This is a genomic window from Endozoicomonas sp. ALC020 (assembly GCF_049275935.1).
Lineage (GTDB): Bacteria > Pseudomonadota > Gammaproteobacteria > Pseudomonadales > Endozoicomonadaceae > Endozoicomonas_A.
The window spans coordinates 2,206,797-2,229,656 of the sequence record NZ_CP184830.1 but is presented as its reverse complement, the minus strand read 5'-3'; the positions used below and the strand labels follow the sequence as shown (position 1 = coordinate 2,229,656).

Genomic DNA, 22,860 nt, shown 5'->3' with positions numbered 1-22,860 from the left:
CATCTTATGCAACAGAAGCCTATCGTCATTTTTGACTCCGGAGTCGGAGGTCTCAGCATCTACCAGAAAGTCAGGGAGAAACTGCCGTCTCTGTCCGTGATTTACTGCTCTGACAGTGAAGGTTTTCCCTATGGCCCAAAGTCTGAAAATGATGTGGTTGACCGAACTCTTCATTGTCTGTCACGGCTGGTTAATAACTTTCAACCCTCCCTGGCCATCATCGCCTGCAATACAGCCAGCACTATTGCTTTGCCCAGGGCCCGCCAGCTGCTCGAAATTCCTGTTGTTGGCGTTGTGCCAGCCATCAAACCTGCCAGCCAGTCTTCAAAAAAACGCTGCATTGGCCTTCTGGCCACGCCGGGAACCGTTGAAAGAGAATATACCAGTCAGCTGATCCATGAGTTCGCAGGAGACTGTGAGGTGATTCGGGTAGGCAGTAGTGAACTGGTACACCTTGCTGAACAACATCTGCGCGGTGAAAAAATAAACCCTGATGATCTGAAAAAAATTATTGAACCGCTGTTCAAAAGCACTAACTGGCCAGACTGTATCGTTTTGGGTTGCACCCATTTTCCATTGGTTCAGGAACTTCTGGATTCTGTCGTACCCACCCCCGTTACCTGGATTGATTCCGGTGAAGCTATCGCCCGCAGAGTGGCCTCTTTGCTGGAGGTGCATTATTCCCATCATGAAGGGCCTGTTGAACATCGCTTCCTTTATACGGGCTCAGACAAATCGGTCACGTCATTGCTACCCGCTCTGGAAGCCATGAATTTTTCGGAAATAACCTGTCTGGACTGCCTGATCGGGATTACCCCGTCAGGCTGACAATCAAAGTTCTCAGGAATGTTGTAATACTCAGCGGCATGCATCAAAGGATACATGGGTCTGTTTTGCCTGCCTGCTGTGATCCGGATTCTCGTCTACGCTCAATGCCATGATTTCATTATCTGTCAAAAACCAATCAGCAGTTTTCAATCCATTTGATACCTGAAAGGCGATGTTATGTTTATTCAAAAATTAAGATATTCAAATTACAGTCTGGTGTTGATGCTCATCATGCTGCCACTTGTTTCACCTTATGCCCGTTCTTCTCCATATTTAAACTCTAATTCCTGGCTACAATCTCTGGCAACCATGTTTGTTCTCCACTCCGCTATTAACCGTCCTGATAATCAAAATAGCGGCTTTGCAGATGCCAAAAATCTTAAAACTTGCGAAGGTAGCTGTCAGTTTGAGCCACAGTTGCATGAATATTTTAAAGGCACAGTTGTTCTTTTTGTCAGGATTGATCATGGCCCTTGCCCGACAGGGAATTTTGATGAAAAAGAGGAGATTTGTTTTGGGCTCTGGAATCGTCAATATAAGTGGGTCGATTTTTCTATGATGAAGTTAGAAAATCATACATTGGATACAGAAAAAGGTTACGAAGGACGGTTTTCTTATTCTTACAAAGGAGATGCGGCAGGCGCTAATCTGAAAATCTTTTTTAAGGATGTACAGCCAGAAGAGGCCGGATTTTATGGCGCACGCATCCGTTATGACTCCTTCCCACCAGTTATATTCAGATGCGATCTTGAACTAAGACACATTCATCATGGGCCAGTGAATCCAAACATTGCTGTTCTTCAGGGCAATGAAGCCAGATTCCAATATAGATTCAATCCCACTGTTGATAATGAGATACCATCACTGGATTCGGTTCGCTTTGGCCCCCAGCAAAAAAATGGCAGTATCGAAACCTACCTTTATTGGCAGAAAGACAAGGTAGAAAGTATTTCCTATCAAAATGCCGAAAGACAAGTACCGATGAATTTTTCCAGTCCGGGAAACACATCGCTGAGTTTTTCCAATCTGAGAAATATTTCACTGGATCTTTCCAATCTTGGGAACTATACCTTCACTGTGACTATGCACGGAGTCAATGTAACTGATGCTGGTCGTTATCTTTGTGATATAGAAGTGACACGCTCTCTAAAAACTTTCCACACGCTAACCACAGACCTGGTTGTCAAAGCAAATCTCTCCGACCCTGAGGTGATAGAAGCATCCACCCAAAGCCCATTTTCGCAAACACATACTTTCTATCCCGGAGATACCAGAACCCAAAAAGCAGATCTTGCCAATAGACTCAACTCGCCCATCGCTATACATCAAGAACTGCCTCAACAGGAGTGTCTTTATCCCAACCCCGACTGGAAAAAATTATCACGAGATTACAGCAAGGGAATAGAGACAGGAATCGCCGTTGGAATCCCCGTGGGGTTCGTTTTAACTACTATAGCTGCTGGTATTATCTATTATGTTCGCAATTTGCGAAAAAACCATAACCATCATCTTATTGAGGGCGAGTTTATTCCTAATTATGATGTAATTATCCTTGACACTAAATGATCATTAAGACTTGTAAAAGTCTCCTCAGTTACTGATGAATCAAACTACACAGTTGACAGTTCTCTTGACTGCCTCTGTTTGTAAAGACCTTGCGGTATAGCAGAATGGGGAAATCCACACCTGCTATACACGCTTGTGCAGATCTATTTTCTGAAAAATCAACAGTATCTATACGTTGTGAACGGGTTAGAATCACTAACCAACTGGCCAGGTACTTATGAACAAAATTTTAACCCTATTCATGCTGCTATTCACTGCAATAACTTATGCAGAATGGATAAAAGTAAACCCGGGCAAATACTCTGACTATTATCATATGCAATATGAACTGAAGTCTGGCGAGTACAGGGTTAACGAGCACTATGGTTTTAACCAGGGTGGTCAATTTGAAATATTGGTGCCCAAAAAATACTTTCCTATACCTGCATCAAACTGCAAAAAAAATATCATTATACGAATGCCAGCTTCAGAGAATGAAGGGCGAAAACGAGCACTGTACGATAAGCTGCTGGCGGGAGAGTCAGTAGTAGTCACATTGGAACTTAACCCTTATGTCAATGTCACCAACGAATCGCCATTAGAATTGGAGTTACAGTACTGTAACGTGTTTTTCAGACAAAAGTGGGGGGATTACTACGACGCACTGTGAATCACGCTACAAAATCAATTGCGGCACTCCTCACCTGAATTAAGGCTGTCGCAAAGCTCTCGTTTCCATGCAGGGACCCACAGGGTCTGAAAACTTGGGAACCAGGGTTTTGCGACACCCTCTTTAGACGGGGGAAGATCCAGGTCGCTGACCAGATGCTTATACCTACAACGGACTCAGGTTAGCGTAAGCCATCATCAACCATTTTGAACCTTCCGAATCAAAGTTGACCTGAACCCGGGCCTGGCCGCCTTCACCCTCATAATTCAGGACCACCCCTTCACCAAAGACATCATGATGAACACGCTGGCCTAAAGCCAATCCATGGTCAGATGTTTGAACAGAAACCGGACGAGTAATTGATCCACCCAGACGCACTTCCTGCAGCAGCTCGCCGGGAATTTCCCGAATAAAGCGGGAAGGGCGATTCATGGTGTCACTCCCGTAGAGTCTGCGATTCTCTGCATAGGTAAGATAGAGCTTTTCCATAGCCCGGGTAATCCCGACGTAACAGAGTCGTCTTTCTTCTTCCAGGTTACCTTCTTCCAGAGACATCTTATGGGGGAACAGACCTTCTTCCAGACCGGCAAGAAAAACCAGCGGAAACTCCAAACCCTTAGCTGAATGAAGGGTCATCATCTGAACGCTGTCTGTAAATGGGTCAGCTTGATTGTCTCCGGCTTCCAGAGCCGCGTGGGCCAGAAATGCTGCCAGCGGAGACATGGGCTCTGTCTCTTCATCCTGATCGAAGTCTTCAATATCAAATTCGCTGCAGGCGGTGACCAGTTCCTCCAGGTTTTCTACCCTGGCACGACCTTTTTCCCCTTTCTCTTTCTCATGATGATCAATCAAACCAGAGACGGATATTACATGGTCGGCCAACTCCCCCAGATTCAGCTCATCACCTGAAGCACTCAGGCTTTCTATCAAGTCAACAAATTCACCCAGAGAACGACCGGCTTTGCCACCAATGGCACTGGCGGCAACAACAGTTTTGACGGCACCCCATAAACTCAGGCCCTGTGAACGGGCTGTTTCACGGAGTTTTTCAACGGTTTTTTCACCAATACCACGAGTAGGAATATTGATAACCCTTTCGAGGGAAGTGTCGTCATCAGGTGAGCTGACTAGTCTCAGATAGGCCAGAGCATTCTTGATTTCCGCCCGTTCAAAAAACCGCTGACCACCATAAATTCGGTAGGGAATGGAAGCCCTGAGCATGGCTTCTTCGAGAATACGGGACTGGGCATTAGAGCGATAAAGTATCGCTATACCACTGCGAGCCATGCCCTGTTCAGAAGCCTCACGAATACGATCGGTGATAAATCGGGCTTCATCCATTTCGTTAAAACCGGCATAAAGCTGGATGGGCTCTCCTTCATAACCGCTGGTCCAGAGCTCTTTACCCAGCCTGTCCGGGTTATTGGCAATCACTGCATTGGCTGCACGCAGGATGTTACTGGTAGAGCGATAATTTTGCTCAAGACGAATGGTTTGGGCTTTCGGAAAGTCTTTTGAGAATTGTCGTATGTTTTCAATACGGGCACCACGCCAGCCATAGATCGACTGATCGTCATCACCGACGATCATCATTTTGTCCTGATCACCGGTCAAGATCCTCAACCAGGCATACTGAATGGCGTTAGTATCTTGAAATTCGTCCACCAGCAGGTAACGGAATCGCTCTTGATAGTGCTGAAGAATATCCGGTCTTTTCAGCCAGAGCTCATGTGAACGTAGCAGCAGCTCACCAAAATCAACAACACCTGTTTGGTTGCAATAGTCATGATAAGCCCGGTAAACATCCAGCATGGTTCTTTCAAAAGGATCATAACCCGGATCGATATAGTCAGGTCTGAGCCCTTCATCTTTCTTGCTGTTGATGTACCATTGGGCCTGACGGGGAGGCCACTTCTGTTCATCAAGGTTCATGGCCTTCATCAGACGTTTGATCACCCTCAGCTGATCATCGCTGTCGAGTATCTGAAAGTTCTCAGGCAAGCCTGCATCCTTAAAGTGAGCCCTCAACAACCGGTGTGCCAGCCCGTGGAAAGTTCCAACCCACATGCCACGAGGTGGAATCCCGAGCAGTTCTTCGATACGGCTTCGCATCTCTGCCGCTGCCTTGTTGGTAAAAGTCACTGCCATAATGGAGTAGGGCGACATGCCTTCAGCCTGAATCAGCCAGGCAATACGATGCACCAGTACCCGGGTTTTACCACTGCCAGCTCCTGCCAGAACCAGCAGTGAACCCGGAGGACTTGTGACCGCCTGTCGCTGGGCATCGTTCAGGGAGTCAATGATAGGGGTTACGTCCATAGACAGCATTCTTTCCAGCTAGATAAAAACCATGCAGTCCGGCTGCTCAATGCGCAACCAGAGCCGTTAAGGAATTGTACAAGGTTTTAGCAACATCGTCGTAAACTCTCGTTTGGACGAAGGTTTAAGACAATTCTGCTAAAAATCACTACCGTGAGACATATCTCACACACTTTGTCGTATTTTTCTCTTGTTCTTCTCAAACATTTTTCATAATTTCGTAACTGTCAGAAAGCATCATAAAAACAATAAAAATCAAAAAGAACAAAGAGGTGCCGCCATGGCTAACAAAGATATACAGCTTAAGAAAGATTATCTTCAGGAAGAAGAAATTGTTCGAGACGATTTACCTAATAAAGGTTCAAAGCGCGCACTGCAGATTCGAAGGGCCCTGGAAGACAGAAAAGAAACCAAAAAACTCAGCTCGTTCTTCGGCGACAGCTACTGGGGTGATGTTTGACCATTCATTTTTTCAGCCCCTTATCAAGGGGCTGAGATTTTGCTGACCATTCCAGATTTTACTTTCCCACCGCTTTCTCTATCGCAATCCTGATATAATCTGACTCTCTTGCCGTTGTCTGTTTAGCAGCCATTAACCATCTTATTTGCGAGCTAGAAAACAAACAACAAATCGATTTGTTAGAAAAACACGGGCATTTACTACCAGAAGTGTTATAGTATAACGTTTTTTTAGATACTGATACAGTTGCCTCCCTATGATTTCCTCAAGAAAACCAAAGATAATACTCTGGCTGGCTGGCCTTTTTCTCTCTTTGTCGGTCTGGAGCAATGAACCGCCCAAAGTACTGACCTCTATTAAACCTTTACAACTGATTGCGGCTTCCATCACCGAAGGTGTTACTTCTGCTGACGTGTTACTTCCTGCTGGTGCTTCTCCCCACAGTTACAGCCTGAAGCCTTCAGACGCCAGAAAGCTTTATGAAGCCGATTTTGTTTTCTGGGTCGGACCCGATATGGAAGTCTTTCTGGATAAAACCCTGTCAGGTTCAATAAAAGCGACCTCCGTGCCTTTAATGCAGGAAAGTGAGTTAAAGCTTCTGAAAATTAATGAAGGCGAAGAAGAGAACCATGATAATCATGGTGGAGAAAACCACGATGATCATGCCGGAGAAGATCATGATGATCATGAGAACCATGATGACCATGCCGGGGAAAGCCATCATCACCACGGCGAGTATGACGTCCACATCTGGCTAAGCCCCGATAACGCCATAGCGATAGCCAAAACCCTGTCAGAGAAGCTGAGTGAGCTGGACCCTGGGCATAAAAAGCAATACACGGATAATTACAACGCATTCAAAAAAGCGGTACAGGCAGCAGATAAGCGCAACATCAGCAAACTGACTGACTACCATAATCAGCCCATGTTCGTTTTCCATGATGCTTATGGTTACCTTCAGAAGCATTACGAGCTGAATATTGTCGATCATTTCACTGCAAACCCGGAACAGCAGCCGGGTGCGAAACATCTGACTCATCTGCAAGAGAAGCTTAAAAAAGCCGGTAATAGCTGCGTTTTCCGTGAACCGCAGTTCCAGCCTGCTTATATTGACAGGATCATTGAAGACACCAACGCCCATGTTGCTGTGCTCGACCCTCTGGCCACAGATGTCGCTGTCGGCCCTGATGGTTATATCGAGTTTATGGACAGTTTGACCAACACCATCGTCAGCTGCCTGAAGCAGTAATTACAATTTAACAAGAGCCCCGTTAAAAAGAGCCCCGTGAACCTGCAATTGACAGGTGATCGGGGTATTTACTGAAGCCTGAGCCCCATAAAACTGCCACCAAGAAACGCGGCTACTGCCAGAAAAGGCAGCAGGGAAGCCAGCAGGGTTACCCACATTTTCAACTTTGAACGCTCCAGACGCAGATTCCATCGTTCTTCCGAAAAGGTCTGGTCATCATCCAGCTCTGTGGATAACCCGCAGCTTGAACAGGTCACCTGCCACATTTCAGTGTCCCCAACCATCATGCTGGCCAACTCTGCTTCGCCCAGACAACAGGGACACTTTTCCAGTTTCATAACGCCTCCTTGCATTTATGCACACATCAATGACAGTTTTTTCCACACCTTTTAACAGGTTATCCACAGATAAAACCTTTATTCAAGGATTATCTTATTCATTAGCTGGCCCTAATGTCACACCTCTGCCAGAGTTTCAAATGGCAATATCGCCAGCTAAATGAACACGTATGTTTTGAGTCAGGGCTTGTGTGGCAAATGCCTGAATCACTTGTTTCAGATTTTCTTGCGGCACATAGGCAATAGAAATATGGTTGCTCTGGTGACCCGCCATCAGGTCGTCACGACCCACTCCGTCCAGTACACAGTTCATCAAAGGCCACTCTTTGCAGGTTGCATTAAGACGACGCTGAAACTCTTGCTGAGGCAGTTCGAAGGCCGTACCGGTACCGATATGCATGTGAACGTCTGTACCCTCATAGTGCGCTCGAGCCCACACAAACCTGCCTGCTTTACTCTGGCCGCTCAGCGTAGAGCCGCCTAAGGGGAAGTACATGGCAGGCTGTCGGTGACCGATAGCACCGCCGATTCCCCCCTTGATGTGTTCGAAAGGTACAGAGCCGGAAATTTCGAAATCCCAATAAAATGTACCTTCAAACTCACTGCCCCAGCGAATATCGTGCAGCGTTGTCTCCGATGGCAGACCCAGACTGTCGAGCAGGCGAAACAGCATGGTTTGTGGAATAGCGGTCCCCATGTCTACCTCGTTAATGCAGGGAATGGGCTTGCCTTCGGAAATCACGTCTCCATTGTCGTCTTTAATCGGAAAGCGGGCGGTTGAGCCGATGGCACCTTCTGCAAAGTCCGAGGCAGCACAACTGTCTTTCAAACCCTGTTGATACTGAACCCCAACGCTTGTCAGGCCAAAGCGTTTGGTCGCACGAGCCATGGCAATCATCATGGCGCACTGCTCTTTTACCTGCTCGCGGGTCAGCTCGGTGGCAGCATCGCTACCAAATTTGAAGGCCATACCGCGATCGATATACCATTGCAAACACTCCTCACGCAGCTCTTCTGAAACAAGACTCATGTCGTACAAAAGCGCGGACTGGGATAATGCCTCAATGGGCATTCCAATCCTGACGAGGCATTCCTGTGGGAATACGCCGTTCATCATGCCCATGCAGAACATGTCGTAAAGTCCCATAATCTCCTTGTTTTCGAGAATGTATTCTCCCACCTGCTGACCTATTTTACCGGCTTCAGTGCCAGTCACAGGGTGCTCTCTGGTGATCTCTTTCAGGTAGGAGGTATCGTGTTCAATCTGTCCGCTTTCCAGCCAGGCTTGCAGACCCATGTAAAAGAAATCATCATCAAAGTTTTCGGACCACAGGCGGCTGTAATCTTTGCCAAGACTGGTCAGGGTGCCAGCCATACACAATGCCCCCACCAGACCGGGCCATGTGCCATCGAAGTTAGCCAGCAACAGGATAGGGCCCCTGTGATGAACCAGGGAGGGTGCTATATGATGCGAGTATTGCCACGCGGTCATCAGCACAATAACCGGAGCCTCAGGGTTAATCGAGGCCAGAACATCAGAGCCTTCACGCTGGTTGCTGATGAATCCGTGTCCCTGTACCTCTTTTACGGGATGGGCGCGGCGGGCAATGAAATCAAACTTCTCTTTCAAGGCCGCCTCCAGTTTTCTCTCAAAAGACTGCTGAACATCCCAGCATGTCTGATTCGCAGTATCCCTGAGATCGCCATTTGCAATAACAAAGACTTCTTTATCTTGCAGGGCAACAGGTTGTCTTTTCTCAGGCAGGGTCAGGGTTAAAGCAGTCACAATTTAAACCTCCTTAGGCCGTGTTTGTCTGATTAAAATTCACCCATAATGTTTTTGTACTTCATCTGGTCTTCGAACATTTCTTGAAAAACCTTGTACTTGGCATCATGAAAAGCCCGGGTTGATGTTTGGGGTTTGATGACCTTGCCTGTGGATGACATAGCGGACATGGCATCCTTTAACCCGGCAAAATCACCGCAGGCCGTTGCCGCCAGCATGGCAGAACCAAGGATCACCGCTTCGTCCTCTTTACTCAGGATGATTTCGCAACCCGTTGCATTAGCGTGCTCACGAAGCCACAAGGGATTTTTTGTGACTCCGCCACACATATGTATGCGATTTATTTGATGCCCGGCATTGTTCATTGTCGCAATGATATGACGTGTGCCGTAGGACACTGATTGAATAGCAGCCATGTAAATTTTAGCCAGTTCGGTCAGGTCCTCATTTAATGACAAGCCTGAAACCATGCCTTTTAAATAAGGGTTAGCCCGAGGTGAACGGTTGCCATGATGGTAGCCCAGCAGATGGAAATGGGCGGTAAAATGGGGATTTTCAGACTCAAGGCGGGCCACCTCTTGGTTCAGAATCTCATATGTACTGCGCTTTTGCTGCTTCATCAGTCAGCTGTCCAGCAGGCGAACCGGGATCAATGATTGTCTGACCGATTTTTTCATCGACAATCAGGTCTTCCAGATCCAGCTGCTGAAACAGAGAGGTATCCCAACGTTGGTCGTGGGCAAGATAAGTCCATTTGCACACCTTGGTACAAGTGCTCCGAAGGTCCTTGCCACTGGAGCGGTAAACCAGGTAATCCGACAGGTCGAAAAAACGTGCAGTGCGTTCATAATGCTTCGGCAGGTGACGTTTTAACCATTTCAGTTTAGGCAGTCCCATTTCGGGGCTGACTTCGCCACCGACAAACTTCAGAACCTCACTGTTGGTGGCATTGATTTCGGCTGCCTCGGTTAATGCCCGGTGATCCATCCACATGATGATATTCTGATCATCCCGTTCTGTGGGCGAAACGGTCACAGGGTTATTATTTGCATCAACAGAGACCAGGGAACAGGTTGCGTCAAACCCGATGCCTTTACCTGTTCCGGATTGATAGCTGAATCCTTCAAAACGGTGCTTACAACCTTGCAGACCTGTTCCCAGATATCAGACGACGATTGTTCAACAAAGTCTGCGGCAGGGCGAAACTGCCTGATTGGACTGACGGCCAGGGCAATTTTCTCTCCCTTTGCATTGAACAATCCCGCCCGGGCACTGCCAGAGCCGACATCGACGCCTATGTAGAAATGTTGCATAAATTGTTGTCAGAGAACCCTTGCAGATGACTTTGGGGATGATGAATGTTTGGCGCATATATAGGTTCCTGACATAGACAAACAGCTCCTCGGGCTATTTTGCTGCATCAATATTAGGCTATAAAACAGACAGCGTATTTTTATTACGGAATCTATTGTGATGAGACTGAATCAAGATCCAAATGTATTACTCATGGGCCACCCTCTGCTGTTTCAGGAACAACCCCAGGTCGACGTCAGAGAAATAACTTCAGATGACTTTCAGCACAACCTTGAGATTCTCAAGCAGAAGCAATTAAGTACCCTTGGAGTGGGACTTGCCGCTCCCCAGATAGGTTGGCCCGCCCGTGTTCTCAGTGTTGGTATTTCAGAACTTAACCGGTTCAGATATCCACAGGCTCCGGACATCCCTTTTGCATTCTGGATCAATCCACAAATCACCGATTTCAGTAAAAATACCTGCTGGACCTGGGAAGGCTGCCTTTCAGTTCCGGGCATGAGAGCCTGGATTGAGCGCCCTGAAAGCATCACAGTGGTTGGATATAACGAACACGGAGAGCGGCATGAAAGCAACCTTTCAGGTTTTACTGCCAGGATAATGCAGCATGAACTGGATCACCTTAACGGGAAGCTTTTCCCTGTGAGGGTGGAAGATAAAAGTCTGATAATTCCCAATCAGTCGATTGAGTATCAGGAAGAATGGGCAGAAGGCTGGCCAACAGAAAATGCCCGCAAGACGACGCGCGGCCAGATTTCTAATAGGCGCTGATAAAACTAGAAGATCTCATCGTCGCCATCAATCAGATGGGTCGTATCATCCTGATCACGTAACTCTTCACGATACCGGCGTCGGTTCAGTAGTTTATTCTGTACCGGATCTGGCAGCTCGGTAAACTGAATGATCTGCTTATCAATGAGCAGGTCAATCAAATCTTCAAGTACCCGGATAAAGTCGGCATCCGCCGCCTGCATGACCTTGCCACCGATGGTCGGGTTTCGTTGCAGGAAGTTATGGACGGCTTCATCTTCCAGATTGACGATTTCCCAATCGTCAGTCAGCGGCTGGTCAGCAACCGCCTGAATTTCACCTTTCTCGTCTTTGAGTGCGTATAGCATCCTGCTGCTCCTAAATACGCCGGTTGATAGGTAAAGACTGAAGCAAATCGGATATCAAACCCCGGCTGATATCAAACAGATCGTCACCCTGCAAGCCTTCACTGGCACCGTTTATATCCCAGATTACCTCACCACTGCGGATATCAATAACCGTCAGTCCCATAGAAACATTGGGCCTGCCGCTGTCATCGTAGTACCACTCGAAAATCTCACCGGCAATTGCAAAGCTGATATCATTTTGCATAGCCCACTGTTTGCCATTCTGATAGCGATGAGCCGCTTCCAGCGATTTTGAGGCAGTCGTCACTTCTGACTCAGGATACAAGCGGGCTTCTTCAATACCCCGTGAAGGCAAATTAACCATCAGTATTCTTTCTACCTGAGTAGTGATACTGGAGGCTTCGCTGTGATTGATAAAAGGCAGGACGGCCCAATTAGCGGTACCTGGCAGACCTTCACGATACAGACCTGAGGAAGCGGCCGTACCGCCCAGACCACCCGAGTTATTAAAACCTGTGTACTGACAGCCTGTCAGAGCCAGCACTGCAGTTAGAATCAGTATTAAAAATCCGGGCCTGGCTTCATTGAACATAATCTTTAAGTTCTCCATGGTTCAACCTTAACCATTGCAGGGCAACGATAGCCGGAGCGTTGGAAATACGACCATCTTCAACCATCTGCCAGGCTTCTTCTTCTGCCAACACATGCACTCTGATATCTTCGCCTTCTTCCGGCAGTCCGTAAACCCCACCTGCCGATGAGGCATCAACAATGCCGCAATAGAGCATGAAACGTTCATTGGTTGCGCCGGGGCTGACGTAAAAATTGGATACCGGTAAAAGATGCTTCACTTCACAACCGGCTTCTTCTTTCACTTCACGAATGGCAACCGATTCCAGAGATTCACCCGGCTCGGATATGCCTGCAACAATTTCCAGCAACCAGGGGTCATCATGGCTCATCAGAGGGCCTATGCGAAACTGTTCGACCAGTACGACTTTTTCCAGAAAAGGGTCATAGAGAAGTACACCCACAGATGGCACTCGCAAAACCGCTTCCCGAACCAGTGTCTTACTCCACCCCCCCTGAAAAAGGGCATGCCTGACTTTATATCGGCATAGCTTCAGAAATCCAGACCAGACTCGCTCTTCACTTTCAACATGAGCGTCTTCGACTCCCAGACCAGATAATTTCATGGCACACCTTATTGATATAAATGATGCTGAAGAATGTAATCATGAACCGAAGGCAAGAGCAAAGCAGCCACGGCTTCCTTGTTGTTATCGTCAGAACTTCCTGAAACTAACAGCTCTCTTACCTGAGTGCTTCGAATATTCTGTCGTTCCAGTGCAGTAAAGACCTGCCAGCGTTGTTCAATCTCTTCAGACCGATAGAAGCGTTTCCAGATCCGGGGATCGGCATTATCGGGCCCTCTGATAAAACCCAGCTGATCCCTGGGGTATTTCTGCTCCAGGAGTTCCAACAAATCAAAGGTATATACCGGTTTTTCGGGATTATCTGCCAGCATTTTCTGCTCAATGTCTGAGACTTCTATCTGACATTGAGGCAGTTGTACCGCATTCACCAGATGCTGGCACATGGCCACCCGATGATGAAACGGTAACATCGACTTGGAAAAAGCATGGGCAGCATTGGGCACCAGCAATATCAGGTCAAACTGCTGTCGGGCCTGTTCCAATACATCCAGATGCCCCAACGTCGGCGGATTAAAAGCAGAACCCAAAACTCCTATTTTCCTGGCGGTCATGATGTTGTTTCCAAAATGACACTCTTCGGTACTTCCACTTCGACTGCGATGGGCAGATGATCTGAAATTGGCAGATTCAGTACACCGACCTGATGCACTGTCAGGGAAGGACTGACCAGAATATGATCCAGTGAACGACTGGGACGCCAGCTGGGAAAAGTGTTCAGTTCTGAGTGAACAGCCTGCAAGTCAGTATCTTTCAGGGGTGAGTTGTTTAGCAGTTGTTCAGCGTGGGTATTCATATCGCCCATCAGGATCACATGATTGTAAGTTCTGACCAGATCCCTGATATAAGAAAGCTGATTATTTCTGGCCCTCTGGCTGAGAGCCAGATGCATCATCGCCACAACTAAAGGATCCCCCTGGTCACCAAACTGGGCAACGATAGCTCCCCGTCCGGGAATCAATCCGGGCAGTTTATGATCCTCAAGAATGATGGGTTTGTATCGGCTCAGCAATCCGTTACTGTGCTGCGCCAGTTTTCCGAGATTCCGGTTCAACTGGTGATACCAATAGGGAAACTGGCATTTCAGGGCAAGGTATTCGGTTTGATTGATAAAGCCACTTCTGAGGCTGCCACCATCGGCTTCCTGAAGAGCTACCAGATCAAAATCAGGGAGGGCGGCAGCAATCTGATCCAGTGTTCTTGCGCGCCTGGAATGAGGCAACAGATGTTGCCAGCTGCGAGTCAGATAGTGACGAAATTGCTGGGTGTTGATGCCTACCTGGATATTAAAACTCAGTAGACGAATGTGTCCGGGCTTTTGTGATCGGGGGTTATAGACCAGCTCACTGCAGTGAACAGATCCCGGAGCTCTGTCCCTCTTCAAGCGAGAAGACAAGGCCCCCTTCAAAGCTCTAATCGGCATCAGTTAAACCTGAATTCTGGATGCTGGTCAGCCCGGCATCCATTTTGTCGAAGAGGTCAAAATGTTCAGCTTTTTGCCTTTGACTCTTCCTTAACCTTAGGCTTTAGCTGGGCTGCACGCTCATCACGCACTTTCTTGATCAGGAAGTCAGCAATAACGGGCATGTTTTCCAACCCAACTCTGGGCTCAATTACATATCGGCCATCGACTACCAAAGCTGGAACACCATTGAGATGATAACCTCTGATTTTTGCCCCCCCCTGATTCATCAGGTTCAGAACTCCGAAGGAATTATAGAAGCTTGCAAACTGCTTGGAATTAATGCCGTAGCGCTCCTGAAGAAAATTACTCATAGTTTTTACGTCGCCAAGACGGTTATTTCTATTCTGGATTTCAACAAAAATACTTTTGTGTATCTCGTTCAGTTTTTTCTCTTCAGGTATCATGGTTTCCAAGGTGTAGTAAAGCTGGGCATGGGTTTTCCAGATGTTTGGACCAAAGAAACCGGGCGTACGAAGAACGCGGGTGTCTTTTTCCAGAGAAGGCTTCCAACGCTCAACAATGGGTTCCAGAGTGTAGCAGTGTGGGCAGCCATACCAGAAGACTTCAGCCACTTCGATCTGGCCTTTCTTCACTGAAGTCTGAACCGGATCAGGCAGTACCCGATAGTCCTGACCTTCCTTATATTTGTCTTGCACAGCAGCCTGCGCCATTAATGGCAAAACCAGAGCCAACCATAAAAATTTCAGTTGTTTTGGCATCTAAAAACACTCCAAGGCTTTTATAATGATCTATCAGAGTGACAAGTTAACAGAAGTCTGGGCAGTGAGTCCAAGCAGAGGTAACCCTCTCTGTTATCCTATCGTATCGATCAGGAAAGATAAGGTATTTTCAAAGCAAATTCTTGTTGAATGTCGGACTATTGATAAAAAAAATTTTACGTTAAAAAGCCCATACAAAGAAAAATTTTTCTACCTTTCTTCCAATCATAAAAAAACGGTTTACAACTTATCATTGCAAACCGTTTTTTGTGCTTACGGCCGAATCGCCAGACATCAGTTCTGCTCAACCGGCCGCCGCTATTGCCGCAGACCACTGATGTAACTCGACAGAGCGTCTACTTCTTTGTTGCTCAGTTTTTCAGCGATGCTTCTCATCACTTTGGTATCACCGTCATTAACACGCTCACCTTCTCGGAAATCACGCAACTGCTTGGCGGTGTATTGAGCGTGTTGACCACTGATTTTCGGGAAGCCTGCCAGGGAATTACCCTGACCCGTTGGAGAATGACAGGCTGCACAAGCAGGAATACCTTTCTTCTGATCACCAAAGCGGTACAGCTGTTCACCCAGCCCCACCTGTTGAGGATCGGCTATCCCCTTTGGCGCAGGCTGGCTCGCATAGAAAGCAGCAATATCTTCGATATCCTGTTCTGTAAGCTGCCCTACAAAAGGCGCCATTTCCGGAACATTGCGGTTACCGGCTTTAATGTCTGAAATCTGTTTAACCAGATAGCGTTCGCCCTGTCCTGCCAGATTGGGGAAATTGGGCGCCAGGCTTACACCTGTTGCTCCATGGCAGGCGGTACAGGTTGCCACTTTGGCTTTTCCAGCATTTGCATCCCCCTTCGCAAATGCCACACCTGATACCCCCAAGGACACTACCAGACCGAAAATAACTTTTTTCATTAACCTGACCCAGCTACGGCACTTGCCATGAGTGACTGTTATTATCCCAACCCTTCCAGTCAGCTGCTCAGCGTCTGATTGTAAAGGCGGAGACCCCTCTGTCTTTACAAACATCCTCTTTATTCAGCTACTTTTTTCGACCTGTGCTCGGCCTCTATTCTGAAAAAGCTGGATTAAAATGGCTGCATATGCCTCAAAACGATGGCCATTATATACCTTAATGCTATTTTCCGATAGGTCGTTGAGCCCAGTAAATTCGCCGGTGTTCAGACAAACTGTTTTTTTTGGGGGCATTTAGCCTGCGACCAGCGGTTGCCAATTGTCGGCAAATACTTCGCGGCTATTCCATTTGCCCCACAAGTCAAGCAAAATTGCGCCAACTTTTCATTTCTATAGCGAAACTCCCGGACCAGGGAGCTTCCTGACAGGTCTGACACATGAGTGAAACCAGAACCGGTTTAAATTATCGCAAGGCCAAATTTCTGACCAGCGCTCCCAAGCTGAAACTGTGCCCGCCCGACAATGGCAGGGAAGTTGCCTTTGCTGGTCGCTCCAATGCAGGTAAATCCAGTGCGCTGAATACCCTGACGGGCTCAAAAATTGCCCGTACCAGTAAAACTCCCGGGCGCACCCAACTGATCAACTACTTCAATATCGAAGAGAGCATCCATCTGGTTGATCTTCCCGGTTACGGCTACGCCAAAGTACCGGAAGCTGTGAAAATCGAATGGCAAAAACATCTTGATGATTATTTAACCAACCGGGAATCTCTGGTGGGTCTCGTACTGTTGGTTGATATCCGCCACTCTCTGAAGGAATTTGACCGAATGATGCTCCAGTGGAGCATTGAATCCAGAATGCCACTGCATATTCTTTTAACCAAAAGTGACAAATTGAAGTCCGGTGTCGCAAAACAGGCCCTGAACAACCTGAAAAGAGAACTCTCGGAATATCCGCAAATTTCGATACAACTTTTTTCTGCCCTTAAGAAAACCGGTGTTGATCAACTGGCACAACGTCTGGATACCTGGTTGCTGTTGGATGACGAAGCGCTGGAATAAAAAAAGCTCCAGCCAACGGGGGAAGATGGCTGGAGCGCCAAGCTCCTTGACAAGGAGAGATCAAACACACAGATTGCAGTGAGAGAAAAGGGAGGGGAATTTCTCTCACATCGGACTATCGACCCGAACAGAAACCTTACAGTTGTAACTCCAGCTTCCAAACGAGACTCGTCCAATGCCTGACGCTCTTCGAGGCAAAAAAAAACCAGTTACCAAAGGGGGGGGGGCGGTAACTGGTTCATTGCAGGCTTAGTCGGGGAACACAGCACTGCTTTAAATACCAACACTAAACACACACAACATACACACAAGGTTTTGCCTCGCTATACAACTTTTGACAACTGAATTTTTAAAAAGTTCCCGATGGATGAAAATATTTTTGATTTTTTTTCTGACAGGTCATCAGGCAAAAAAAACCGGCTACCAAGGGGGGAGGTAACCGGTTCCTCGCAGACTGTGTCGGGAAACACAGCGTTGCTTTTATTGCCAACACTAAACACACAAGGAGTTTGCAGAAAGGCTTTTCGCCTCCCTACATATACTGAGACAATCAAAATTCAAAAAAGTTCCCGAAGATGTGAAAAAAATAATATTTTTTTCACATCTTCAAATCTTTCGTGGAAACATTACCCTCATTGATGCATCAGTGAGCTTCATCCCAGTTGTATCCGGAGCCCGCTTCTACCACCAGGGGAACCTTCAGGTCTGCAGCCTGGGACATTTTTTCCACAACACCGGCTTTTACGATCTCCAGCTGATCCTCTGCTACTTCCAGCACCAGCTCATCGTGGACTTGCATAACCATTCTGGCATCCAGTTCACTCTCTGAAAGCCACTGATCCACATGAGCCATCGCTCTTTTTATGATATCTGCCGCCGTTCCCTGCATGGGGGCGTTGATCGCAGTCCGCTCCGCTGCCTGACGACGCATACCATTGCGAGCATTGATTTCGGGAAGGTAGAGCCTGCGTCCAAACAAGGTCTCAACATACCCTTTTTCTTTGGCAGACTCTCTGGTTCGGTCCATGTAATGAAGCACACCAGGGTAACGATCGAAATAAAGGTTGATGTACTCTTGTGCTGACTTTCTGGAAATACCCAACTGTTTGGCCAGTCCGAAAGAAGACATTCCGTAGATTAGACCAAAATTAATCGCCTTGGCACTTCTGCGCTGCTCTGAAGTGACCTCATCCAGCGCAACGCCGAAGACTTCCGCAGCTGTGGCTTTGTGAATATCCAGACCCTGCGCAAAGGCTTCCAACAAACCGGCGTCATCAGAAAGATGAGCCATGATTCTCAGCTCTATCTGTGAGTAGTCAGCAGCAATCAATTGATAGCCTTCAGGAGCGACAAAGGCCTGGCGAACCTTGCGTCCTTCCTCGGTTCGAATAGGAATGTTCTGAAGGTTAGGATCAGAGGAGGACAAACGACCGGTTGCTGTCACCGCCTGATGATAAGAAGTATGAATTCGCCCAGTGGCCGGATTGATCATCTGGGGCAGCTTATCGGTGTAAGTCGACTTCAACTTGCTAAGGCCACGATGTTCAATCAGAAGTTTTGGCAGGGGATAATCCAGTGCCAGCTCCTGAAGCACTTCTTCAGCGGTGGAAGCTTGCCCCTTCGGTGTTTTCTTGATGACCGGCAGACCCAGCTTCTCAAACAGAATCGCCTGCAATTGTTTGGGAGACGCCAGGTTGAAAGGCTCTCCCGCTGCATCATGAGCCTGCTTTTCAAGCTCATGTAGACGCTCGCCAATCTCCATACTCTGCTGCGCCAGCAGGTGGCCATTAACTCGGGCTCCCTGCCTTTCCATCCGCGACATAACAGCTACCAGGGGCATTTCTATATCACGAAATACAGAGTACAGAGACGGCTCATGCTCCAGTTGAGGGGCAATCGTTTCATGCAGTCTCAGGGTAATGTCCGCATCTTCCGCCGCGTAGGGCGCCGCTATTTCAAGATCAATCTGGTTGAAAGTGAGCTGCTTTTTACCTTTGCCTGCAATCTCTTCAAAAGAGATGCATTGATGGTCGAGGTACTTCTGAGCCAGGCTATCCATATCATGGCGGGTAGCGGTTGAGTTCAGCACATAGGACTCAAGCATGGTATCCCAATGGATACCTTCCAGACTGATATCATAGTTAGCCAGCACACTTTTATCGTATTTCAGGTTCTGGCCTACTTTTTTCTTTTCAGGATTCTCCAGTAGCGGTTTTAGCTGCTCCAGCACCCAGTTTCTATCCAGCTGACCGGGTGCGCCAACATAGTCGTGGGCCACCGGAACGTAGGCGGCCTTACCCGCTTCTACAGCGAAAGAGAGTCCAACCAGTTCTGCTTCCATATAATTCAGACTGGTGGTTTCGGTATCAAAAGAAAACAGCTCCGAGTCATTCAATATTTTCTGCCAGCGGCCAAAAGTCTCTTGATCGAGAACCGTCTCATATTCAGCGTGTACAGCTGGCTTGGCCGACCCAGTTTCTGCGCCTCCGTCCATGTCTTTTTCCAGTTCAGCGATCATGGAACGGAATTCATACTCTTTATAGAGAGTCAGCAAAGCATTTTTATCTACCGGTTCCGCTTTCAGGTCCTCAATTGCAACAGGCAGCTGGACATCGGTTTTGATAGTGGCCAGATCCCGGGAAAGCCACACAAGATCCTGGTGCTCTTCAAACTTGGGAGCAAAATTTTTGCTGCCCCTGAAGCCCAGGGCAGGGACTTCATCCAGACGTTTGGCAATCTCGTCAATACTGCCAATCCCCTGTAACAGAGCCAAAGCGGTTTTCTGACCAACCCCGGGCATGCCGGGAATATTGTCACTGGAGTCACCCATCAGGGCGAGATAATCAATAATCAGGTGCGCTGGAATACCAAACTTGTCCACAACGCCATCCAGATCAGTACGGGTATCGTTCATGGTGTCGATCAAAGTGACATGCTCAGAAACCAATTGCGCAATATCCTTGTCACCGGTTGAGATGACGGTAGCAATTTTTTTCTCAGTGGCTTCTCTTGCCAGAGTGCCAATGACATCGTCTGCTTCCACACCCTCAATCATCAACAACGGCATACCCAGGGCTCGAACCATTTCGTGAATCGGTTGGACCTGTGAGCGCAGATCGTCCGGCATAGGCTTGCGGGTTGCCTTGTACTCCTCGTACAGATCATGCCGGAAGTTTTTCCCCTTAGCATCAAAGACGACCGCTACAGGACTGCCCGGATACTCCTTAAGCAGACTCTTCAGCATGTTCGTCATCACACGGATAGCACCTGTTGGACGACCGTCTGATGTTCTCAGGTTCGCTCGTTCTGAAGCATGGAAAGCCCGATAGAGGTAAGAAGATCCATCTACGAGCACAAGGGGCGGATTGGCTTGGTCTGACATTGCTGAATTGATCTCTGGTTAAAGAGACTGTCGCAAAAGTAGCATTCAGACATTTATATAACTGAACACCATCGGCTACAGCCTCCCAAATATTGGAGTAGACTGCTATTTTAATCTCTTTTTGCAAACGGACACATGGTTATTACTTGGGGCACGCTATGAAATCAGTAACAGGTTCAATGGCTTTTGCTGCAATCATGTCTTTATTTCTTCTCGGCTGTGCCAACTCTCCACCGTCATCCAACCCGACAGAAGCTGCTCTGGAAAAGCCTCCCAAAGTCGTTCAACCTGAATCGACAACGATCAGCAAGGAAGATTTTGAAAAAATTCCTAAAAACCTGCGTCCGGAAGATCTTGAGCAAAGGGATGACACTACCGTAGTCATTCGTCCCGGCAGCCAAGGAATCATAAAGGAATACCGAATTAATGGCTTTCTTTACGGGATCCATGTCACCCCCGAGTTTGGCGAACCTTACTATCTGGTCGCAGCGGATCATATGGGTAACTTTATAGATCCCACCAAACCCGAAATGCTGATTCCATCCTGGACTATTTTTAAATGGGAGTAGATGGCTGAGCCTTTACTCTCAGTGGGTGCGGGATTCCCGTCAGGCTGCTACCTGTTCACGATTTTGCAATGATTTCTGCTTAAAACGCCTCACTATCACCAAGATTGTCTAACCTGAGTTTTCAACTTACATTCAAAGGAAAACTCGAACATTGCAAGCTGTAAAAAAATTCTTGCTGATTTGGATCGCGGCCTTCAGCAAAGTCAGCTCAAATTGCTACAGCATGGACGAATATCTTGCCTTTTTTATGGCGCACGGCAGAACACTTTTGACCACCCAACAACTTTTTGTTGAGGTCACATCCACGCAAGCAATATACCTCAAAGAAGCGAATGTCCTTCCATTCCCTGACACACATTGCATAACTACGAAAATCCAGGGAGAACAGCTGTGTTTCGGGAACAAGGATCCAGCCCGTGTCCGGCTCCAGCCCACCAAAAGCATCAAGCTCGGACTATCTCCCCAGAGTATTTCACAACTGAAATTCAACGCATCACTCCCATCATCAACTTCAGTGTCCCTTGCCGGGCAGAGTGTATTCCCTGAGTTTGACTCGGGGACTGAAGCTTACAAACAGGGCAGATGGCCGAAGTTATTTCGCAGCTACTGGGAATGCACAGATGGGCCGGTACGTGAGGGTAAACAGGACGGAGAGGATGAAACTATCGAGTGGTATGTCTTTGAAGAGAGTGGGAATGAGCCTGATGACTCCAATGATGCAAATATTCGATATGAAGAGCCAGCTCACGAGGAGACACCCTTAAAGCCTGATACCCGCTACTGCCTGCCGCGCTGTTCCGATGATCAAAGCCAAATAAGCAGAGCCTCGCCCGGTGATGGAAACAGTGAAGGAGCGACAGGCAATGAAGGCCAATCAAGTCCTGAGAATACCAAGAATCAGGAAAATGAGGATGAAGGCACGAGCGAAGACACATCAGAAAACGCGGAGACAGAAGAAAACCATCATGAAGATATCGAGCCTTGCCGAACTTGTGGTGAATCATTTTGTGAGCACCCCGAATTCTACTTTGATACCCCTACAAAAGCCAATTTCCCCGAAGCCGCCTCAGAAACAGCAAAGCCCCATACCTGCATCGCTCCAGACTGCAATCGCCGGTTCACTTCTGTTTCCAACCGAAATGCCCACGCTCGCAGGATGCATGGCAGGGAAAAGCCTCATGCCTGCACAGATTCAGACTGTAATCGTCAGTTCGCTTCTATTTCCAACCGTAATGCCCACGTTCTCAGGAAGCATACTGAGGTAAAACTCTATCCCTGCACCGATCCTTACTGTAATCGCCGGTTCGCTGTTATTTGCGACCGCAATGCCCACATTCGTAGGATACATGCCAGGGAAAAGCCTCATCTCTGCACCTATCCAGACTGTAATCACCGGTTCGCTTCTGCAACGGAGCGTGATAGACATATTCGCAGGATGCATACTATGGAAAAACCCTATGCCTGCAGCAATCCAAACTGTGGTCGCCGGTTCATTTCCAATTCCGACTGCAACATGCACTTTCGCAGAATGCATAATAGGGAAAAGCCCCATGCCTGCATCGATCCAGGCTGTGATCGTCGATTCGCTTTTATTTGCGACCGTGATGCCCACATTCTCAGGGTGCATGCCAGTGAAAAGCCTTATGCCTGTAACGAGCAAGACTGTGATCGCCAGTTCGTTACTGCAACCGAGCGTGATACCCACACTCGCAGTAAACATACTATGGAAAAGCCCTATGCCTGTGACAAACCAGACTGTAATCGCCGGTTTGCTTCTTCTGCCGGCCTTAATGCCCACGGTCGCAGGATGCATAGCGAGGAGCCAAAACGCAAACGCCAGAGAATTGAAAATCAGGGTGATCGGAAGTAAATAAAATGACTATGATGTAACAGCCGTTA

23 protein-coding genes and 1 pseudogene are annotated in these 22,860 nt (G+C 47.7%); 9 read left to right on the top strand and 15 right to left on the bottom strand.

Going from position 1 to position 22,860, the window contains the following annotated elements; all coding sequences use genetic code 11:
- The first annotated feature begins 6 nt into the window (after window positions 1–6).
- Window positions 7–828 (top strand): glutamate racemase, encoded by an 822-nt coding sequence (gene murI / locus ACOJUO_RS07720; protein WP_422139436.1) that lies wholly within the window; start codon window positions 7–9, stop codon window positions 826–828.
- Window positions 829–1,005: 177 nt separating this feature from the next.
- Entirely contained in the window at window positions 1,006–2,394 is a 1,389-nt protein-coding gene (locus ACOJUO_RS07715) for a hypothetical protein (protein ID WP_422139435.1), read from the top strand.
- A gap of 73 nt (window positions 2,395–2,467) precedes the next feature.
- Here ACOJUO_RS07715 and ACOJUO_RS07710 read toward each other — a convergent pair.
- Window positions 2,468–2,578: pseudogene (locus tag ACOJUO_RS07710) on the bottom strand (IS701 family transposase); the annotation flags it as partial.
- A 33-nt stretch (window positions 2,579–2,611) separates the two neighbouring features.
- Between ACOJUO_RS07710 and ACOJUO_RS07705 the strand changes: the two are divergent.
- Complete coding sequence (locus tag ACOJUO_RS07705; RefSeq protein ID WP_422136154.1) at window positions 2,612–3,043, top strand: hypothetical protein; 432 nt, start codon at window positions 2,612–2,614, stop codon at window positions 3,041–3,043.
- A gap of 165 nt (window positions 3,044–3,208) precedes the next feature.
- Here ACOJUO_RS07705 and uvrD read toward each other — a convergent pair whose 3' ends face one another.
- The gene (gene uvrD / locus ACOJUO_RS07700; RefSeq protein WP_422139434.1) at window positions 3,209–5,362 is read right to left on the bottom strand and encodes a DNA helicase II; all 2,154 of its coding nucleotides are present in this window, start codon (window positions 5,360–5,362) and stop codon (window positions 3,209–3,211) included.
- Between the two features lie 280 nt (window positions 5,363–5,642).
- Between uvrD and ACOJUO_RS07695 the strand changes: the two genes are divergently transcribed.
- Together ACOJUO_RS07695 and znuA are read left to right on the top strand one after the other, a co-directional pair.
- Window positions 5,643–5,822 carry a hypothetical protein gene (locus tag ACOJUO_RS07695; protein ID WP_317144168.1) on the top strand — a complete coding sequence of 60 codons (180 nt, stop codon included), beginning with the start codon at window positions 5,643–5,645 and terminating at the stop codon, window positions 5,820–5,822.
- Window positions 5,823–6,078: 256 nt separating this feature from the next.
- Window positions 6,079–7,071 (top strand): zinc ABC transporter substrate-binding protein ZnuA, encoded by a 993-nt coding sequence (gene znuA / locus ACOJUO_RS07690; protein WP_422139433.1) that lies wholly within the window; start codon window positions 6,079–6,081, stop codon window positions 7,069–7,071.
- 68 nt (window positions 7,072–7,139) lie between these two features.
- Here znuA and ACOJUO_RS07685 read toward each other — a convergent pair whose 3' ends face one another.
- The 5 genes from ACOJUO_RS07685 to ACOJUO_RS07665 form a co-directional block, all read right to left on the bottom strand.
- Window positions 7,140–7,409: a hypothetical protein gene (locus ACOJUO_RS07685; protein WP_422136151.1), complete on the bottom strand. Its 270-nt coding sequence runs from the start codon at window positions 7,407–7,409 to the stop codon at window positions 7,140–7,142.
- 136 nt (window positions 7,410–7,545) lie between these two features.
- Window positions 7,546–9,195, bottom strand: a complete 1,650-nt coding sequence (locus ACOJUO_RS07680; protein ID WP_422139432.1) for a hypothetical protein — start codon at window positions 9,193–9,195, stop codon at window positions 7,546–7,548.
- A 32-nt stretch (window positions 9,196–9,227) separates the two neighbouring features.
- Entirely contained in the window at window positions 9,228–9,815 is a 588-nt protein-coding gene (locus ACOJUO_RS07675) for an FGGY-family carbohydrate kinase (RefSeq protein WP_422139431.1), read from the bottom strand.
- Window positions 9,787–10,230, bottom strand: a complete 444-nt coding sequence (locus ACOJUO_RS07670) for an FGGY family carbohydrate kinase (RefSeq protein WP_422139430.1) — start codon at window positions 10,228–10,230, stop codon at window positions 9,787–9,789. The genes ACOJUO_RS07675 and ACOJUO_RS07670 overlap by 29 nt, the downstream gene beginning before the upstream one ends.
- Window positions 10,227–10,508, bottom strand: coding sequence for an FGGY family carbohydrate kinase (locus tag ACOJUO_RS07665; protein WP_422136147.1), 282 nt, complete (start codon window positions 10,506–10,508; stop codon window positions 10,227–10,229). Before ACOJUO_RS07665 ends, ACOJUO_RS07670 begins: the two co-directional genes overlap by 4 nt.
- 160 nt (window positions 10,509–10,668) lie before the next feature.
- On the opposite strand from ACOJUO_RS07665, the gene def reads away from it, so the two are divergent.
- Window positions 10,669–11,277, top strand: coding sequence for a peptide deformylase (def, locus tag ACOJUO_RS07660; protein WP_422139429.1), 609 nt, complete (start codon window positions 10,669–10,671; stop codon window positions 11,275–11,277).
- A gap of 5 nt (window positions 11,278–11,282) precedes the next feature.
- Here def and ACOJUO_RS07655 read toward each other — a convergent pair whose 3' ends face one another.
- From ACOJUO_RS07655 to ACOJUO_RS07625, 7 genes are all read right to left on the bottom strand, one after another.
- Window positions 11,283–11,624, bottom strand: a complete 342-nt coding sequence (locus ACOJUO_RS07655; RefSeq protein WP_422136145.1) for a hypothetical protein — start codon at window positions 11,622–11,624, stop codon at window positions 11,283–11,285.
- A 10-nt stretch (window positions 11,625–11,634) separates the two neighbouring features.
- Window positions 11,635–12,234: a hypothetical protein gene (locus ACOJUO_RS07650; protein WP_422139428.1), complete on the bottom strand. Its 600-nt coding sequence runs from the start codon at window positions 12,232–12,234 to the stop codon at window positions 11,635–11,637.
- The gene (locus tag ACOJUO_RS07645) at window positions 12,206–12,820 is read right to left on the bottom strand and encodes an NUDIX domain-containing protein (RefSeq protein WP_422139427.1); all 615 of its coding nucleotides are present in this window, start codon (window positions 12,818–12,820) and stop codon (window positions 12,206–12,208) included. The genes ACOJUO_RS07650 and ACOJUO_RS07645 overlap by 29 nt, the downstream gene beginning before the upstream one ends.
- Before the next feature lie 8 nt (window positions 12,821–12,828).
- Window positions 12,829–13,392 (bottom strand): adenylyltransferase/cytidyltransferase family protein, encoded by a 564-nt coding sequence (locus ACOJUO_RS07640; protein WP_422139426.1) that lies wholly within the window; start codon window positions 13,390–13,392, stop codon window positions 12,829–12,831.
- Window positions 13,389–14,261, bottom strand: coding sequence for an endonuclease/exonuclease/phosphatase family protein (locus ACOJUO_RS07635; RefSeq protein ID WP_422136141.1), 873 nt, complete (start codon window positions 14,259–14,261; stop codon window positions 13,389–13,391). Before ACOJUO_RS07635 ends, ACOJUO_RS07640 begins: the two co-directional genes overlap by 4 nt.
- Before the next feature lie 65 nt (window positions 14,262–14,326).
- The gene (locus ACOJUO_RS07630; protein WP_422136140.1) at window positions 14,327–15,022 is read right to left on the bottom strand and encodes a thiol:disulfide interchange protein DsbA/DsbL; all 696 of its coding nucleotides are present in this window, start codon (window positions 15,020–15,022) and stop codon (window positions 14,327–14,329) included.
- 318 nt (window positions 15,023–15,340) lie between these two features.
- A complete protein-coding gene (locus tag ACOJUO_RS07625) occupies window positions 15,341–15,949 on the bottom strand; it encodes a c-type cytochrome (RefSeq protein ID WP_422136139.1) in 609 nt (202 codons plus the stop codon).
- 437 nt (window positions 15,950–16,386) lie between these two features.
- On the opposite strand from ACOJUO_RS07625, the gene yihA reads away from it, so the two are divergent.
- Window positions 16,387–17,010, top strand: a complete 624-nt coding sequence (gene yihA / locus ACOJUO_RS07620; RefSeq protein ID WP_422136138.1) for a ribosome biogenesis GTP-binding protein YihA/YsxC — start codon at window positions 16,387–16,389, stop codon at window positions 17,008–17,010.
- Between the two features lie 643 nt (window positions 17,011–17,653).
- On the opposite strand, the gene polA is transcribed toward yihA, so the two are convergent.
- Window positions 17,654–20,392 (bottom strand): DNA polymerase I, encoded by a 2,739-nt coding sequence (gene polA / locus ACOJUO_RS07615; protein WP_422139425.1) that lies wholly within the window; start codon window positions 20,390–20,392, stop codon window positions 17,654–17,656.
- Window positions 20,393–20,550: 158 nt separating this feature from the next.
- On the opposite strand from polA, the gene ACOJUO_RS07610 reads away from it, so the two are divergent.
- Together ACOJUO_RS07610 and ACOJUO_RS07605 are read left to right on the top strand one after the other, a co-directional pair.
- Window positions 20,551–20,961, top strand: a complete 411-nt coding sequence (locus tag ACOJUO_RS07610; protein ID WP_422136136.1) for a DUF2782 domain-containing protein — start codon at window positions 20,551–20,553, stop codon at window positions 20,959–20,961.
- 172 nt (window positions 20,962–21,133) lie between these two features.
- Window positions 21,134–22,831 carry a C2H2-type zinc finger protein gene (locus tag ACOJUO_RS07605; protein WP_422139424.1) on the top strand — a complete coding sequence of 566 codons (1,698 nt, stop codon included), beginning with the start codon at window positions 21,134–21,136 and terminating at the stop codon, window positions 22,829–22,831.
- The last annotated feature ends 29 nt before the right edge of the window (window positions 22,832–22,860 follow it).